The sequence below is a fragment of the Acidimicrobiia bacterium genome (genome assembly GCA_040902765.1).
Classification (GTDB): Bacteria; Actinomycetota; Acidimicrobiia; order Spongiisociales; family UBA11373; genus DATKBG01.
This window is the reverse complement of the sequence record JBBDWO010000020.1, coordinates 4,363-19,810: the sequence shown is the minus strand read 5'-3', so window position 1 is coordinate 19,810 and position 15,448 is coordinate 4,363. Positions and strand designations below refer to the sequence as shown.

General features: G+C 68.6%; 13 protein-coding genes. 9 read left to right on the top strand and 4 right to left on the bottom strand.

All coding sequences use genetic code 11. The annotated features are described in order from the left end of the window. Positions 1–4: 4 nt before the first annotated feature. Both WEA29_05800 and WEA29_05795 read left to right on the top strand, forming a co-directional pair. On the top strand, positions 5–985 hold the full coding sequence (locus WEA29_05800; GenBank protein MEX2323267.1) for an NDP-sugar synthase: 981 nt from the start codon (positions 5–7) through the stop codon (positions 983–985). A gap of 16 nt (positions 986–1,001) precedes the next feature. Beyond that, entirely contained in the window at positions 1,002–1,931 is a 930-nt protein-coding gene (locus tag WEA29_05795) for an NAD-dependent epimerase/dehydratase family protein (GenBank protein ID MEX2323266.1), read from the top strand. Between the two features lie 71 nt (positions 1,932–2,002). Here WEA29_05795 and WEA29_05790 read toward each other — a convergent pair whose 3' ends face one another. Then, complete coding sequence (locus WEA29_05790; GenBank protein ID MEX2323265.1) at positions 2,003–2,881, bottom strand: DNA-formamidopyrimidine glycosylase family protein; 879 nt, start codon at positions 2,879–2,881, stop codon at positions 2,003–2,005. Between the two features lie 70 nt (positions 2,882–2,951). On the opposite strand from WEA29_05790, the gene WEA29_05785 reads away from it, so the two are divergent. Together WEA29_05785 and WEA29_05780 are read left to right on the top strand one after the other, a co-directional pair. After that, the gene (locus tag WEA29_05785) at positions 2,952–3,479 is read left to right on the top strand and encodes a sigma-70 family RNA polymerase sigma factor (GenBank protein ID MEX2323264.1); all 528 of its coding nucleotides are present in this window, start codon (positions 2,952–2,954) and stop codon (positions 3,477–3,479) included. Next, positions 3,476–6,454, top strand: coding sequence for a hypothetical protein (locus WEA29_05780; protein ID MEX2323263.1), 2,979 nt, complete (start codon positions 3,476–3,478; stop codon positions 6,452–6,454). Before WEA29_05785 ends, WEA29_05780 begins: the two co-directional genes overlap by 4 nt. Here WEA29_05780 and WEA29_05775 read toward each other — a convergent pair. Continuing rightward, positions 6,451–7,593, bottom strand: a complete 1,143-nt coding sequence (locus tag WEA29_05775) for an HNH endonuclease signature motif containing protein (GenBank protein ID MEX2323262.1) — start codon at positions 7,591–7,593, stop codon at positions 6,451–6,453. The two genes, WEA29_05780 and WEA29_05775, sit on opposite strands and share 4 nt — an antisense overlap. A 414-nt stretch (positions 7,594–8,007) precedes the next feature. Here WEA29_05775 and WEA29_05770 point away from each other — a divergent pair, with 414 nt between their 5' ends. Both WEA29_05770 and WEA29_05765 read left to right on the top strand, forming a co-directional pair. Next, positions 8,008–8,616, top strand: coding sequence for a hypothetical protein (locus tag WEA29_05770; GenBank protein MEX2323261.1), 609 nt, complete (start codon positions 8,008–8,010; stop codon positions 8,614–8,616). A 21-nt stretch (positions 8,617–8,637) separates the two neighbouring features. After that, entirely contained in the window at positions 8,638–8,889 is a 252-nt protein-coding gene (locus WEA29_05765) for a hypothetical protein (protein MEX2323260.1), read from the top strand. Between the two features lie 86 nt (positions 8,890–8,975). On the opposite strand, the gene cofE is transcribed toward WEA29_05765, so the two are convergent. Both cofE and cofD read right to left on the bottom strand, forming a co-directional pair. Beyond that, positions 8,976–9,683: a coenzyme F420-0:L-glutamate ligase gene (gene cofE, locus WEA29_05760; protein ID MEX2323259.1), complete on the bottom strand. Its 708-nt coding sequence runs from the start codon at positions 9,681–9,683 to the stop codon at positions 8,976–8,978. Then, positions 9,680–10,594 carry a 2-phospho-L-lactate transferase gene (gene cofD, locus WEA29_05755; GenBank protein ID MEX2323258.1) on the bottom strand — a complete coding sequence of 305 codons (915 nt, stop codon included), beginning with the start codon at positions 10,592–10,594 and terminating at the stop codon, positions 9,680–9,682. Before cofD ends, cofE begins: the two co-directional genes overlap by 4 nt. A gap of 133 nt (positions 10,595–10,727) precedes the next feature. On the opposite strand from cofD, the gene WEA29_05750 reads away from it, so the two are divergent. The 3 genes from WEA29_05750 to WEA29_05740 are packed head-to-tail and all read left to right on the top strand — an operon-like array spanning position 10,728 to position 15,227. After that, entirely contained in the window at positions 10,728–13,517 is a 2,790-nt protein-coding gene (locus WEA29_05750; protein MEX2323257.1) for a hypothetical protein, read from the top strand. Then, on the top strand, positions 13,514–14,854 hold the full coding sequence (locus WEA29_05745) for a DUF5719 family protein (protein ID MEX2323256.1): 1,341 nt from the start codon (positions 13,514–13,516) through the stop codon (positions 14,852–14,854). Before WEA29_05750 ends, WEA29_05745 begins: the two co-directional genes overlap by 4 nt. Next, a complete protein-coding gene (locus WEA29_05740; GenBank protein MEX2323255.1) occupies positions 14,847–15,227 on the top strand; it encodes a glutaredoxin domain-containing protein in 381 nt (126 codons plus the stop codon). Before WEA29_05745 ends, WEA29_05740 begins: the two co-directional genes overlap by 8 nt. Positions 15,228–15,448: the final 221 nt, after the last annotated feature.

Sequence of the window (15,448 nt, the reverse complement as noted above, 5' to 3'; positions counted from 1 at the left end):
CCCCGTGACCGTCCGCCAGGCCGTGGTGCTCGTGGGCGGGCGCGCCACGCGGATGTGGCCCATCACCGCCGAGATCCCGAAGGGCCTGCTCCCGCTCGCCGGGCTGCCGTTCATCGAGTATCAGATCGCCCGCCTCGCCGAGCTCGGCGTCGACGAGGTGTTTCTCACCGTCGGGACGCACCTGCTGGAGGAGTGGGAGGCGTTTGCCTCCCAGCCGGTAGGGGGGGTCGAGCTGCGTCTCATCGTGGAGGATCGACCACTCGATACGGCCGGTGGGGTCCGGTCGGCGCTCGATGGGTTCGACGACCGGTTTTTCGTGCTGAACGGGGATGTGATCCTCGAAGCCGATCTGCGTCCCTTGGTGGCCGACGCCGGCGCGGAGGCGACGCTCGCCCTCGTCGAGGTCGACGACACGAGTGCCTACGGGGTGGTGGTGGTTGGCGGAGAGGGACGCGTCGAGCGCTTCCTCGAGAAGATGCCCACGGCCGATGCGCCGGCGAGGACGGTGAACGCGGGCGTGTACGTCATGTCTCGGGGCGCGCTGGAGGACTACCCGCCGGGACCCCTCTCGTTCGAGCGAACCGTGTTCCCCGATCTCGCCGGACGCGGTGCGCTCGCCGCGGTGACGCTCGACGGGCGATGGCTCGACATCGGCACTCCCACGTTGTATCTCGACGCCCACGGCGGGATGCTCGGTGATGGGGGCGCGTGGTCGTGGATCGATCCGTCGGCGACCGTGGCTCCGGAGGCCGTCGTCGAGGAGGCGGTGGTGCTCGGCGGTGCCCGGATCAGTAGCGGCGCCGTGGTTCGCCGGGGCGTCATCGGGTGGGACGCCGTCGTAGGCGAAGGAGCGACCGTCACTGGCGACTCGATGATCGGGGCGCGGGCCGTGGTCGGCGCTCGTTGCGAGCTCACCGGCGGTGCGCGGCTCGCCCCGGATGCGGTGCTCGGTGAAGCGGCGATCAGGTTCCAGCCACCAGAATGACGGTCGGAGGTGTGACGTGCGCGGGATCGTGACCGGTGGGGCCGGGTTCATCGGCAGTCACCTCGTCGACGTCCTCGTCGACAACGGATGGGATATCCAGGTGGTCGACGACCTCAGTTTCGGTGAGATGGATCGGCTGGCGGGGGCGCGTCGCCGGGGCAACGTGTCGGTCCACGTCACCGACATCCAGTCCGAAGACCTCGCCGACGTCATGCAGCGCTTTCGTCCTGAGGTCGTGTTTCACCTTGCCGCACAGAGCAAGGTGGCACCGTCCGTGATCGATCCCATCCACGACGCCATGGTCAACGTGATCGGAACGCTCAACGTGCTGGAGGCGACCCGGCGGTCGGGGGCTCGCAAGATCGTCTTCGCCTCGTCCGGGGGTGCGATCTACGGGAGTGGGGTGAAGCTCCCGGCGAAGGAGACGGCTGCCAAGCACCCGGGGTCACCGTACGGGATCTCGAAGAAGCTCGTCGAGGACTACTTCGCCTGGTACTCGGCGACCCATGGGCTCGACTACACGCTGCTCGGGCTGGCCAACGTGTACGGCCCCCGCCAGGACCCCGGTCTGGAGGGCGGCGTCGTGGCGATTTTCGCCCGCGCCATGCTGGAGAACGGGAGGATCACCATCAACGGCGACGGTGGCCACACCCGGGACTACGTTTACGTCGGCGACGTATGTGACGCCTTCCTGCGGGCGGCAGATGCCGGGGGTGGTCTGCTGCTCAATGTCGGGAGCGGTGTCGAGACGTCTGTGATCGAACTGTTCGATCAGTTGGCCGCCATCACCGGGTACAGCAAGGCGCCGGTGTTCGGACCCCCGCGTCCCGGTGACGTTCGTCGCAACGTGGTCGACTCGTCGAAGGCGAAGAAGGTCCTGGGCTGGGAGGCGTGGACCTCGCTGGAGTCGGGTCTGCGCAAGACGGTGGAGTGGTATAGGGGCTGAGCCTTCGGCTCAGCCGTTGCCGGTTGCCGGTTGCCGGTTGCCCGTTAGCGGTTGCCGGTTGCCCGTTGGACTCAATCCTCCAACTGGCGGGGGAACTGGTCTTTCAGGAGTCGGCTGAGGGCGCGGTCGGCGAGGATGCGGCCGCCGGTCTGGCAGCGGGCGCAGTAGTTGGTTTCGTTGTCGGCGTACACGATGCGCTTGACCGGCGCCCCGCAGTCGGGGCACGGCTGGCCGTACTTGCCGTGGACGGCCATCTCCGGATGGAACGCGGTGACCTTTTCCGGGAAGCCGTCGCCTACCTCCTCACGCAGCCGCTCCACCCATTCGGTGAGCACCATCGTGGTGGCCTCGTGCAGTGCCGTGATCTGCTCGTCGGTGAGGCGGTCGGTCATGGCGATGGGGGACACCCTGGCCCGATGCATGATCTCGTCGGCGTAGGCGCCGCCGATGCCGGAGAACAGCCGAGGGTCGGTGAGTGAGCGCTTGAGGGTGTGGCGTTCGCGTCGGAGGGCTTCGGCGAACGCGCTGGGGTCGCTGCCGATCGGCTCGAGGCCGCCACGGTCGTGTTCGGCCAGCCCGTCGCGGCCGCGCAGCAGGTGGAGGCTGGCCCGCTTGGTCTTCCCCTCTTCGGTGAACAGGACGGTGCCTGTTGGGAAGTCGAAGGCGGCGAGGCCGCGGGTCTTGGGGATGGCGTAGCCGGGTGCTCGCCACCGGAGCCGCCCGGCCACCATCAGATGGATGACCGCGTACCGGTCACCGTCGAACTCGAGCACGATCCGCTTGCCCAGACGCGTCACACCGATGAGGGCCCGGCCCTCCAACTCCTCCGGTGGCGGGTCGTAGGTGCGCAGCACCCAGGGTGTGGCTACCCGGAGTCGCTCGAGCGGGCTGCCGCCGACGAGCGCATCGAAACGTTCGACGTAGATCTCGACGTCGGGGAGCTCGGGCATGGCGTGATTGTCGCGTCGCGGGCGGCATTAGGTAAGCACGGGAGCGGCCCGGCGCGTGTATACCCCAGACATGGAACGGGGAGACCGGCGGCGTCAGCGGTCGGATGATCGACAGGTCGTCGGGTCGCCTGAGCCCTTCGAGACCTTCTACCGGCGCGAGGTGCGCGGCGTGCTTGCAGTGACCATCGGACTGACGAGGCGAACCGGCGACGCTGAGGACGCCACCCAGGAGGCGTTCTTCCGCGCCTGGCGCGACTGGGACCGCATTGGGCGCCTGGAGCGACCCGCCGCCTGGGTTCGTCGCGTCGCACTCAACCTGGCGATCGGTCGATGGAGGCAGGTGCGCGCCGAGACCCGTGCCGTGCTGAGGCTGCGTCCCAACGACGTCTCACCCCCGGCAGATCCCGTGTCCGATCGGTTCTGGGCGGAGGTCCGCGCGCTGCCGCGGCGACAGGCCCAGGTCGTGGCCCTGACGTATGTCGACGATCTCGATTCGGACGGCGTGGCTGCGGTCCTCGGCATCTCGGCCTCGACGGTCCGCGTCCACCTCGCACGGGCGCGTGTCGCGCTCGCAGAGCGGCTGGAGGTGGAGGAGTGAAGTTCGACGACGTCGCCCGTCGCGCCGCCGAGCACGCGCATCGCATGGCCGCTCGCGTGGGCGACCCGCTCGATGCGGCCGCCTATCGGGACCGCAGGATGCGCCGCACCCGAGTCCTTGCCGGGGCGGCGGTCGGGAGTGTGCTCTTGACCGCTGTGGCCGTCCTGGTCCTGACACGGCCACCCGATGACACCGCCGCCGTGTCGACGACGCTTCCCGACACGACCGTGCCGACGACCGGCGTGACCACGACGACCCACCCAGGTGGCGTGTCGGGTGAACCCGTCCCGATCCTCGGTGCCGGTTGGGAGGAACTCGACGCCGGACCGATCGCGGGCCGGTACGGAGTCGCGACGGCCTGGACGGGCACCGAGTTGTTTGCCTGGGGCGGTGGTGACACTCCGGGACTCGAAGATCAACTTGACTACAGCTGGTACCACCAGGACGGTTTCCTGTTCGACCCGCAGACTGCGATCTGGCGTCCCGTCGAGCCCCTTCCTGACGAGGTGTGCTCACCGCTCGGCCAGACACAAGCCATAGCCGTCGACGATGTCATCATCTTGAAGGGGGCGGCGCTCATCGTCGACGATTGTGTGGGCACCGCGGCGTACCACCCGGAAACGGGCACGTGGGAACCCCTGCGCGGCGACTTCTTCTCGCGGCTGGCGCCGCTCGTTTCGGTGGCGTGGACCGGTGAGCTGCTCGTTGCACCTCGTCAGCAGATGGCCTACGACTGGTTTTCCCCACATCCCCTCGATCTCCCCGCCTTTCCCGGCGGCGCCGACGATGCGGTGCACAGCCCGCAACGTGCCCACTGGACCGGGGACCGCGTGCTTGCCATCGGGTCGGGCTCGCTTCGAGCGTGGACGCCGGGCGACGATGCCTGGGTGTTGCTCGACGGACCGCCGGTACCTGAACGAGCCCGCGACAGCGTGTGGACCGACGAGGGCTTGATGGTCGTGACATACGACATGGCAACGGCGTTCTACCGCGACGAGGAGTGGACCCGCCCGGGTGATCTGCCGCTGCGGTTCTACGAGTGCCTTCCCGAGGCATCATCGGTCGGGGGCACCCCGGTGGTGCGCATGTGTTCCGGCGTGGCGGTGTGGGATGCCGTCCGCGCCGCATGGATCCCGATGGCGCTGAGTGATGTGTCCGGTTCCTCGGGCGGGACACTCGTGGGTACGGACGACGCTCTGTACGAGGTCGGGCCGCACCTCAGGAGGCTGCGGATCGAGCGAGACGCCGACGGATCGATCGCCGTCCCACCCACTATCCCCATCGGCGTGATGCAGCTGGACATCCCCGACGGGTTCGAACTCGTGTCGTCGTTTGCCCCGGAGCAGGGTGCGGAGGGTTTCATCCCCGACGACTCGACGATCGGCGTGGTGTTCGAAGCCAGCGCTGGTCGGGTGTGCACGGTGTCATCGACCTACACCAACCTCGACCTCGCATTCGAGGGGGCGATTGCCACGGTCTTGGTGGATCGCCCAGGACGGACGCCCGTCGAGGCGCACGAGTTCCCCGGTGTCGAGGGCGGTGTGGGCCTGGCCATCGCAACCGGCACCAGCGACTTCGTCATGGTCTTCTGCGAGAACCCACCGCCGCTTCCCGATCAGGATCTTGCCCGCTCCGACGCCCTCGCTTTTGTCGCTGGCCTTTGGTCGCCGTGGGACGAGCCCGTGGCGGAACCCGAGGCATATGTGACAGAAGGCGACTGTGGCATCGAGAACATGTCCGAGGGCTGGCAGGACAATGCCATCCGATATGGACCCCTGTGGCTGTGGCATGTCGCCCCGGCGGGACAGGGCGGCCCCGGCGCGGATCCATCGACGAAGACGATCGCCGTCCTCGAGCCCGGTGTCTCCGTCACGCTCACCATCGCACCGTCCTACGTCCATCGTGCCGCCCACCTCTACAACTCGGATCGTTGGAACTCGGGAGGCGCGTATCGGGTCGACCGGCACGAGCGGGCAGTGACCTTCCTGCCGTGCGCCGACGAGCCGGCCCAGTTCGTCGGCGGGTTCGTGTTCACCGGCGACCCGTGTGTCGAGGTGACCGTTGCGGTCGGCGATGCCGAGCCGTACACCGCAGCCCTGCCCTTCCGATCCGGGCCGTGCTCGGAGACGATCTTCACGCAAAGCCCGTCTGACTGCCCGGCAGCGGCGCCACACCTCACGGGTTCCGCCGGGTCGCTCCCGGTAAAGGGTGACACCGATCGCGACCGGGTGGCGGCGATCATCGAGCGCGATCGTGCCGAGATCCTGCAGCACCTGTTCACCGAGTACTTCATACGCGCCGTCGACGTGCGGATCGTCGAGCGACGAGGCGAGGTGTGGTACTGGGACGACCTCGCTACCGCGTCCTACGCCATCGAGCGGGCCGTCGACTACCAGATCGAGGTGCTCCTCGACCCCGGCGCGCCCTGTCCCGACGGAGGGACACGGTGCGACGACATTCCGATCGTGTTCAACCGCGCGTGGGTTGCGCACGAGGCCGAGGGCTATCGCTTCGAGGTCCCGGCCGGGTGGATCGTTGCTGAGGAGTCGCTCACGCCGGCGCTGGCCATCCCGACGGAGATCTTCTCGGCCGCGACCTTTCCGATGCGACCGGGGGGAAGTCGCTGTGCTCAGGTACCCGAGTTTGCTCTGGAGGTCACTGGTCCAACGAGTGCTTTTGTATCCGTGCAACTCGGCCCAGGTCGATACGCGTCCTTGCCCCACCCCGAGGAGTTCACCTACGAGTGGCTCGACGAGTGGGGAGCGAACACCGAGGCCGCCGAGTGTCTGTATCGGGAGGACCGGCACGACCTCTATATCCGCTGGGTCGCGTTCGTGGATGGCGATCGGGCGCTCCTCGTGTTCGTGGCGATCGGTGATGACGCCTCGGAAGAGACCCGGGCACAGGTCCTCGACCTTCTGAATTCGATGGAGTACGTGGGCGGATGGCCCGGGGTTGCGGAGCCGTCTCCTTAGGGCGGCGAGCGTTCCTGGACAGCACCACTAACGCCCGCCGACACGCCGCTTGCCGCCCGGTCCAGCCGGCGCCGTCTGCGTTCGCGCCGTGTCTTCGCTAGATGACACTTCTCGCATCGGGGTTCGAGGTTGTCGAAACTGGTTGGCCCACCTTCGGACAGGGGTGTCTGATGATCGAGCTCGAGTTGGAGACGATTGCCGCAGTCGATGCAGCGGGGACCGTCGAACTCGGGACCCGGACCGAGCCGCAGCGCAAGCCGCACCGGCGCAGGCACATGCCGACCCCAGGTCTTGATGTGACGCAGATCCTTGCCGTCGAAGAGCACTCCGCTGAGGAAGGCATCGTCGGCGATGCCCTTCGCCGTCTGCGGGCCGATCGGGCCGACGCCGACGATGTGGCAGTGCTCGTCGTCCCGGACATCGATCCACCCGCGCTCGGCGACTTCGTGGCTCACGAGCACGACCACATCGCTTCGTGACGACGGTGCCGAGCCGTTCCCTCCGAGGGCTTCGGCGACGGCGTCGGCGAGATGGTGCTGGAACGGTTCGACACCGCTCTTGGCCATGCGGCGAGCGTCGGCGTCGAGGCACTCGACGATGGGGGCGCCGATGTGGGGCTCGAGGTCGGCCTCGATGTGGACCATGCCGAGCGGCGTGACCCAGTGAGCGGCGCGTCGGGCCCGTCGTTGGCGGTCGGGCAGTCGGGCGCGATCGGCGTCGAGGATCGCCTGGCGGGCTTGGCGCTTGAGCTCGTGGAAGGGTTCGGACCGGGCAACCTCGACAAGATGGTCGGCCGAACCCGGGACCACGGCTTCGGCCTTGGAGATCTCGGTCGCCTGGTCTACCGACAGCGCGCCGTCGCGCATGGCCCGGTCGAGGGCCGGGGTGCGCTTCAGCTGATTGGAGAGATCACTCACGGCGCGCGCTCGCCCGATCGAGGTTCCGAGGTCCCGGGCGAGGCGGTCGGGATCGCCGACCCGTGAGGCGAGAAGCGCGGTCGCACTGGAGCAGGCTCGGCTTCCTTCGCTTAGGGCTTCGATGAGCCGCTGCGCCATTCCCGGGTCGACCATCGACGGCACCAGGCTGTTCAGCTCCGCCTTGAGTACCCCGACTGCTTCCCGGATTCGTGCCAACTCCATGACTGCATCATGACCCTCGGGTATGACACATTCCGGGCGATGGGGCAGGTGACGACCTCCGGCCCTTGCTCGCCGAGCCCCCGGCGCGCGCACCGCCTGATCGCTACGCTCTTCACGCACTCACCTAGCGCGGAGGTCCGACCATGAAGTGGCTTCGTCTGGCAGTAGTCGCCGCAGTGCTGGTGGTCGCCGTTCCCGCGATCGCCGGAGCCGGGTCGGGGGGTGGCGGACAGTCGGGTTCTACGCCGGCCGAAGGCGTACGGGCAAATCATCAGAGGACCCTCGAGCTTCTGGACCCACGCTCGCGTCGCTCGAGCGATCCCGCGCGACATGGTGCTCGACGCGCCTGACGTGCTGGGGACGAGCGTGCTCCCGGCGCATCACGCGCCCGGGCACTGTGGAGGCCCTCCCGGAGTGCCGCGCGACTGCCCGGATGACACCACCACCACTACCACCAGCACAACGACCACGACCACCACGGTGCCGGATGGCGGAGATGAGATCGTCGTCGTCAGCGGTGCTCGCTGGACTCAGGGTGGCGACATCGCCAACGCCAGCGGCAAGGTGCTGTTCGCCCTCGGGTCGTCCTACTACGTGTGCTCGGCGAGCGTGGTCACGGACGGGGTTGCCGAGCGGTCGGTCATCGTGACCGCGGCTCACTGTGTGTACGACGAGGTCAACAACCAGTTCGCCCAGCATTGGGTGTTCATCCCGAACTACGACGCGGCCCCCGCACCTTTGTCGACATCGAACTCGTCGTACTGCGACGACACCCACCTCGGGTGCTGGAGCGCAGCCGCGTTGTTCGTCCATGACGGATACGCCAGTCAGTCGAGCTTCAACTCGACGGCCACGCGGTACGACTTCGGCTTCGCCATGGCCCTGGAAGGCGGGCACGCGATGGACTATCTCGATGTGGTGGTCACGCCGCTGGGGATCGACTTCAACGCAGTGGCCACAGACAACTCGGTGCAGGGTTGGGCATTCGGTTACCCGGCCGCGCAGAAGTACAACGGCCAGTAGCTGACCTACTGCGCCAACGGCGTGACTGCCGATCCGAGCAATGCCAACGCGACCTACCGGCTCAACCTGTGCGACATGACCGGCGGGTCGTCCGGAGGCCCGTGGATCAAGTCGAAGACGAGCGGGCACAACGGCGTTGTGATCTCCGTCAACTCGTACGGCTACCGCGGCGTGAAGGCGATGCACGGCCCCAAGTTCAACGCCAGCACGCAGTTGGTGTACGACGCGGCACGGGGCGGGTCTACGAGTGCCGTGGTGGGTGGAGGCTTCTGACGGTTTAGACGTCCGGGCGCGCCGGGCGCTGCCGTCTCATGTCGACCGTAACCGCGGGTCCGGCATCCCCTGACTCGCCGCGCCGGTCAGCGGAACAGCTCTTCCTCGGGTGGCCGGATCAGGTCGGCGGCTCGGCCTTCCCCCCGCGGCACCGACAGCCCGCGGATCAGCGCCGCCGGTATGCGATCGGCCTTGCCCATGACCAGGTCGGCAGCGGCGGCGATCTCGTCGGCGAGGGCGATCTCGGTCACCTGGAGTTCCCGGCCGACACCGTCCACGGTGCCGCGGAGGTCGAGGATCGCCTCCATGCCCGAGATGCCGATGGCGACGTCCACCAACCCACGGCGCCAGGGACGGCCGAACGTGTCGGAAACGACGACCACCGGGTCGATGCCGGTGGCTGCCTTCAGGGACATCCGCAGGCCGTGGGCCGAGCGGTCCGGGTCGTGGGGGAGGAGGATGGCGGTCCCCGGCGCCGCATTCGACCGATCGACTCCAGCGTTGGCGCAGATGAACCCGTGCTTGGTCCGGGCAATGATCAGGTCGCCGCGACGGCGCACGATCTCGGCGGCTTCGTCGATCACCACTGCCCGGTAGGCGGCGTCCTCGTTTGGTCCCTCGAGAGGGACCACCGCGCCTTCAGCCTTCGATACGACCTTGTGGGTGACCACGAGCACGTCCCCGGTTTCCAGGGCCAGGCCCGCTTCCCGGATCGCCTCGAGCAGCAGCGCCGCCAGATCGTCACCGTGCTCGACCTCGGGGATGCCTGTCAGCGGGTGGATGGTCAGGGTCATAGGGCCAGCACTTCGGTGGCGAACCGTTCGGCGGCTTTCGGTTCGGCGATGCGGGTGTCGAGGGCATGGATGCGAACGTCCTCGGACATGCCGGCGTCCTCGGCGTCGCCGATGTCGACCACGAGGTCGGTGAGCAGGCCGCGGTACGCCTCCAGGATCCCGGCGGTCCCCGGTTGGAGTCCGAGCGACTTCATCACCCGATCGGCGGGGCCCTTGAGCGCCTTGCCCCCGAAGAGTGGACTCACCGCGATGACCCGGCGCGCCTCGCCTACGGCCTCGGCGATCTCGCCCACGGCGAGGATCGGCCAGATCGAAAGGATCGGATTCGACGGGGCGATGACGACCAGGTCGGCTCCGGTGATCGCGTCGAGCACATACGGTGCCGGGTGGGCGTGGTCGGCTCCGTCGAAGACCACTTCGGCGACCTCGTCCTGCTGACCCCGCAGGACGAAGTACTCCTGGAACGACATCCACTCACCCGTTCTGGCGTGGATGCGCGTCCGCAGCCGGTCGTCGGTGGCGGGGAGCACCTGGTGCTGCACCCCGAGCAGGGCACCGATGCGATCCGAGATCAGCGACAGGGGCTCGTCCTCGTCCAAGGCGCGGGTCCTCGCCAGGCACACGGCGAGGTCGTTGTCACCGAGACGGAAGGTGGTGTCGACGTTGATCTGCTCGAGGCCGGCCATCACCGCAAAGGTGTCGTCGGCGCGGCCCCAGCCCTCCGGACCCTCGAGGCCGGCGAGCGTGTAGACGATGGTGTCGAGGTCGGGGGAGACGTGGACGCCGTACATCCAGTCGTCGTCGCCGACGTTGCCCACCACGGTGAAGTCCGCTGGGCCGAGTACGGCAGCGAAGCCGCGGGCGGCGCGGGCACCGCCGACACCGCCAGCGAGAAGGACGACCCTGGGCATGGCGCCATTGTCGCCGGTCGAGGACGCTCGGTGGCAGAAGTGCGACCTAGTTGGCGGTGCTGCCGGCTGCCTGCTGCCAGCTGCCTGCTGTCCGGGCTCGCAGAGCCCGGACATCCTTACAATGACCCAACCCATGTCCACGGACCCTTCAGGGCCGCCCGAGAAGCCCACCGCGCCGACCGTCGTCGCCGTCGTCACCGCAGACGATGCGGAGATCCTCGGGCCGTGCCTCGCCGCCGTCAGCGAACAGACCTTCCAGCCGAAACGGGTCTTCGTCGTCGGTGGCGACGATGCCGCCCGCAAGGTCGCCAGCGAGTCGGGTGCGACCTGGCGACCCAACCTGCGCGGCGTGTACGACTCGATCGAGCGTGACATCACCTACGTCTGGTTCCTCCGGGAGCGCTCGCGTCCCCGACCGGCGGCCCTGGCGGCGCTCATTCACGATGGGGAGCGGGTGGATGCGTCGGTGGCCGGCTCCAAGGTCGTCGACGCCGAGGATCCGCAGCGGCTCATCTCGGTGGGGTATGCCACCGACGTGTTCGCTGCCCCGTACAGCGGTCTCGAGGCCGACGAGGTGGACCAGGCGCAGTACGACGTCATCCGGGACGTGGCGGCCGCCGGCGGGACGTCGATGCTGGTGCGTCGGGATCTGTTCAAAGGCTTGGGCGGCGTCGACCTCAAGATGGCGCCGACCTCCGCCGCCATCGACTTCTGCCAGCGTGCTCGGCTGCGCGGCGGGCGCATCGTGGTAGTGCCCTCGTCGGTGGTCGAGTACCAGGGACCCGATCCGGAGCCCCGCTGGCGGGAACGGGCCGGCGAGATCAGGGCGATGATCAAGGCCTACGGTCCTCTCACCCTGGCGTGGGCGCTACCGGTCTCCCTCATGATCGGTCTCGTCGAGTCGGTCCTTCGCCCATTCACCGGGCGATTTCCGCTCCCCGGCGTGCTTGCCGCATGGGGCTGGAACATCGTCCGGCTCCCCTCGGCGCTGCGGTCCCGATGGCAGGCGAGACGGGGCCGGGAGGCCGGTGACGAGGAGCTGTTCCGGTACCAGACCAGCGGCTCTGTGCGCCTTCGTAATCTCTACGAGGACCTGCTGGAACGCATCGCCCGACGCTTTCCCGATGGCGTCCTGTCGGGATTCTCGGAGGCTGTGGTCAGCGGCCAGCAGAGCATCCGGCACCCGGCACTCTTCGTCGGGATGTTCGTGGTGATGCTGACGCTGGTCGCCACCCGCGATGTCTGGACCGCCCATCTCCCCGTGGTCGGTTTCTCCCTGCCGCCCGCGTCCTCGGCGACTGCGACGCTCGGGGCGTACGCCGGTGGATGGAATCCTGCGGGTCTCGGGTCGCCGGAGGTGGTGCGTCCCCACGTCGCTGCGACCGCCGTCCTCCAGATGCTGCTCCTCGGCCGGGGGGGCCTCGCCGTCGCCGTGATCACGGTGGGCTCGATCCTCGGAGGTGTGTTCGGCATGGCTCGCATGCTGCGGGTGTGGGGCGTGGCCCCGATCCCCGGGTATTTCGCCGGCCTGGTGTTGATGGCCGGACCGGCCATCGGCGCTGTGGTCGGGGACAGCCATTGGGTGGCGCTCCCCGCCACCGCGGCGCTTCCCTGGGCCCTGGGCGGCGCCCTGCGACCATGGCCCGAGCGACGACTGCTTCGAGCGTCGCGGCTGGCTGGCATCGCTCTCGCCGTCGGGGTGGCGGGGGCGTTCGTACCACTGGCGCTCGTGATCCCTCTGATCGCCGGCGCCTTCTGGGCGCTCACCGGTGTCGGAGAGCGAGTCGGAGGGCTGATCCGACTCGCGCTTGCCACCGCCCTCGCCATCCCGCTGCTGCTCCCGTGGGTGCTCTATGAGGACTTCGGGTCGCTCCTCACCGAGGGACCCGCCGCCTTCTGGACGCCCGGCCTCGTGGTCGTCGTCCTGGCGGCGTTGGCCATCCTCGGAGCCCTGCTGTCATCGGACCGCACCGTCGCCGCTCTGGCAGCCTGGGGTGGGGTGATCGCCGGACTCGGTGTTCTCACGGCCAGGACCGGCTCGCTGGGGACGGGACGCGAAGTGCAGGTGGCCGGCACTCTGTTGGCGGGACTCGGGATCGCCATCGCCGCCGGAGCGTGTTTCGAGATGGTTCGTCGCCGGACCCGACCCACCGGTGCCCCCGGCGCCGTCGCGGTTGTGGGGAGCCTCGCCGCCGTCGGATTGCTGCTGTCCACGTTCCTCGTCACGGGACCGGGCCGGGCGGGCTTGCCCCGCGACACACTCACCGGGGTCTTCGGGTTCGCCGTCCCGTCCGCCGGTACCCCCGATCGGGTTCTCATGTTCGGCGAGGATCTGCCCGGCACCACGCGCGAGCTCGAGGGGCTTTCCTATCGGGTGTTCACGCCGCCATATCCGACGAGCGGCGAGGCCTATCTCAACGAACCGCGTCTCGGTGACGACGCGCTCCATCGCCTGCTCGAGGATCTCATCGACGGTCGGATCCGCCGCGCCGGCGCCGAGCTCGCCGAGTTCGGCATCGGGTGGGTGGCGTTCACCGAGCGTTACCCGCTCACGCAGTTGTTCGAGGCCCAGTTCGACATGGTCCGCCTGACCTCGCTCTCCCAACCGATCGTGTTGCTCAACGATGCCCCCGCCGCTCCGGCATTGGCCGCCGACGGGACGCCATGGGTGGGCGACGGCACCTCGTATCGGCGCCCCGACGGAGCCCCGACGGCGAGTCAGGTGATCGTCGCCAGCAATGCCGACCACCGCTGGGGTCCCGGGGCGTGGAGCCAGGACGGATGGCGCAACTCGATCAGCGGAAGCCTCACCGAGGTCGGCTTCAGCGGGTATGCCCCGCGCCGGTTCATGGCCATCGGTGCCGGTGTGTGGCTCCTCGCGCTGCTGGTCGCCGTCGCCAACGGCAGGAGGGCCGAGCGATGAGGCGCCTGCTCCTGGGGTTGTCGGTGGCGGCCCTCGGTGCTGCGTCTGCCCTCATGCCGGCGCCTGCTGTGCCTCCTCCACCCCTGTCGGGGGTGGTCATCGAGCGTCTCGGGATCTCGTCTCCAACCGATGCGACGATCTGGTACTGCCCGTGGGCGCAGGCGACGACCACTCGTGACTCGGCGATCTCGCTGGTGGCAGCGGCCCCGGCGGTGGCCGACCTCACGCTCCCCGTACTCATCCCGGGGGAGCCGCCCGACCGGGTCTCGACGGCCATCGACGGCCCCGGCGGTGCGGTGATCACCCTCTCAGAGGTCGCCCAGCGAGGCGATTCGCCCGGGTTCGTCGAGTTCGCCGGCGGCCCGTCGGGGGCCGCCGTGGTGGTGTCGGGCGAAGTCCTCGCCGCCGACGCCTGCGTCGGGCACGCAGGCGACGAATGGTTCTTCGTGGGCGGATCGACCATGACCGGCGAGGCGTTGCGGCTCAGGCTGTTCAACCCCTTCCCGGAAGCTGCCACGGTGACCGTGTCGGCCTTCTCCGAGATCGGCACTGAAGTCCTCGGGAGCATGTCGAAGGTGACGATCAGCTCGCGGTCGTGGACGGATCTCGACTTCGCCGAGCAACTGCGCCAGCGGCAGTCGCTCATCGTTTCGGTGCGTCTCGATTCGGGGTTGGCGGTTCCGGCCATGGCGTTCACCCAGGGTGTCGACCAGGCGTGGTGGTCCGGTACGGGTCTCGCAACAGCCTGGGAGTTGCCGATCAGTCGCTTGTCAGCAGATGACTCGGCGGCAATCGTGGTGGCCAACCCGAGCCTTGGGGACATCGCCGTCGACGTCGAACTGTTCGGCACCGAGGGTGCCCAGCGCACCCAGCTGGTCCTCGACATCCCTGCCCAGGCACCGGCCCGGCTCGACCTGTCGACCGTCGATCTCGACTTCGACGTCGTGGCCGCCCGGGTGTCCTCCCCGACGCCGGTGGCTGCCGGCGTGGTGAGCACAGGAGCATTGGGTACCGCGGTGACCAGCGGCGTCGAGCAGCAGGCGGGTACCTGGCTGCTGCCCGGCACGCGTCCCGAGGCGGGCAAGAGTGCTTCCCTGTGGCTGCTCAACACGAGCGACAGTGCCGTCGTGGTCACGGTGAGCCGGCTCACCGGTGACGAAGTGTTCAACACCAACGAGATCCTCGAGCCGGGCACCGTCACCGAGATTCCGGTCGTCGGTGGCGACACCATCGGTTACATGGTCAGATCCGCCGATCCGTTCAGCGCCGCCTGGTCGGTGAGGGCCGACGGTCGGGTCGCCTTCTCAGCGGGCATCCCGGTTCCACCCGATGAGTGAGCCGGTCGTCAGGTTCCTTGTCGTGGCGGCTGCGGTCGCCGTGGCGATCGGGGTCGCTCTCGGCTTCAGGCTGGGTGAGCGTCGTCGGGTGGCGAAGGCACCGCTCGACCTGGGCAGCCTCCGGTCCGCGGTCACACTGTTCAGCGACGCCGGCTGCGCCAACTGCGATCAGGCTCGGTCCGTCCTCGTGGCAGAAGGAGTCGACTTCGAAGAGTTCCGATACGACCACCACCGGGATGTGTTCACCGCCGTCGGTGTCTCCGGTGTCCCCCTGATCGTCGTCAAGGACGAAGCGGGGGATGAGGTGGGGAGAATCGCCGGCCGGACGAGCGCTCGCGCGGTTCGCCGCCTGCTGGCGAGAAGTAGCGAGTAGCGAGTAGCGAGTAGCGAGTAGCGAGTAGCGAGGGGCGAGTAGCGAGGGGCGAGGGGCGGTCTCTAGGGATGCCTCGCGACGCGCCAGCCCTCCCCCTCCGTCATCGGCCTGCGGCCGATGCCACCTCCCCCTTCGGGGGAGGGGACCGCAGGAGACTCCGACGGATGACGGATGACGGATGACGGATGACGGATGACGGATGACGGATGACGGATGACGGA

Excerpts from the sequence above, each read along its gene's own strand:
- cofD (MEX2323258.1), bottom strand. The coding sequence starts at position 10,594 with ATGCCCAGGGTCGTCCTTCTCGCTGGCGGTGTCGGCGGTGCCCGCGCC.
- cofE (MEX2323259.1), bottom strand. The coding sequence starts at position 9,683 with ATGACCCTGACCATCCACCCGCTGACAGGCATCCCCGAGGTCGAGCAC.
- WEA29_05745 (MEX2323256.1), top strand. The coding sequence starts at position 13,514 with ATGAGGCGCCTGCTCCTGGGGTTGTCGGTGGCGGCCCTCGGTGCTGCG.
- WEA29_05790 (MEX2323265.1), bottom strand. The coding sequence starts at position 2,881 with ATGCCCGAGCTCCCCGACGTCGAGATCTACGTCGAACGTTTCGATGCG.
- WEA29_05785 (MEX2323264.1), top strand. The coding sequence starts at position 2,952 with ATGGAACGGGGAGACCGGCGGCGTCAGCGGTCGGATGATCGACAGGTC.
- WEA29_05775 (MEX2323262.1), bottom strand. The coding sequence starts at position 7,593 with ATGGAGTTGGCACGAATCCGGGAAGCAGTCGGGGTACTCAAGGCGGAG.
- WEA29_05740 (MEX2323255.1), top strand. The coding sequence starts at position 14,847 with ATGAGTGAGCCGGTCGTCAGGTTCCTTGTCGTGGCGGCTGCGGTCGCC.
- WEA29_05750 (MEX2323257.1), top strand. The coding sequence starts at position 10,728 with ATGTCCACGGACCCTTCAGGGCCGCCCGAGAAGCCCACCGCGCCGACC.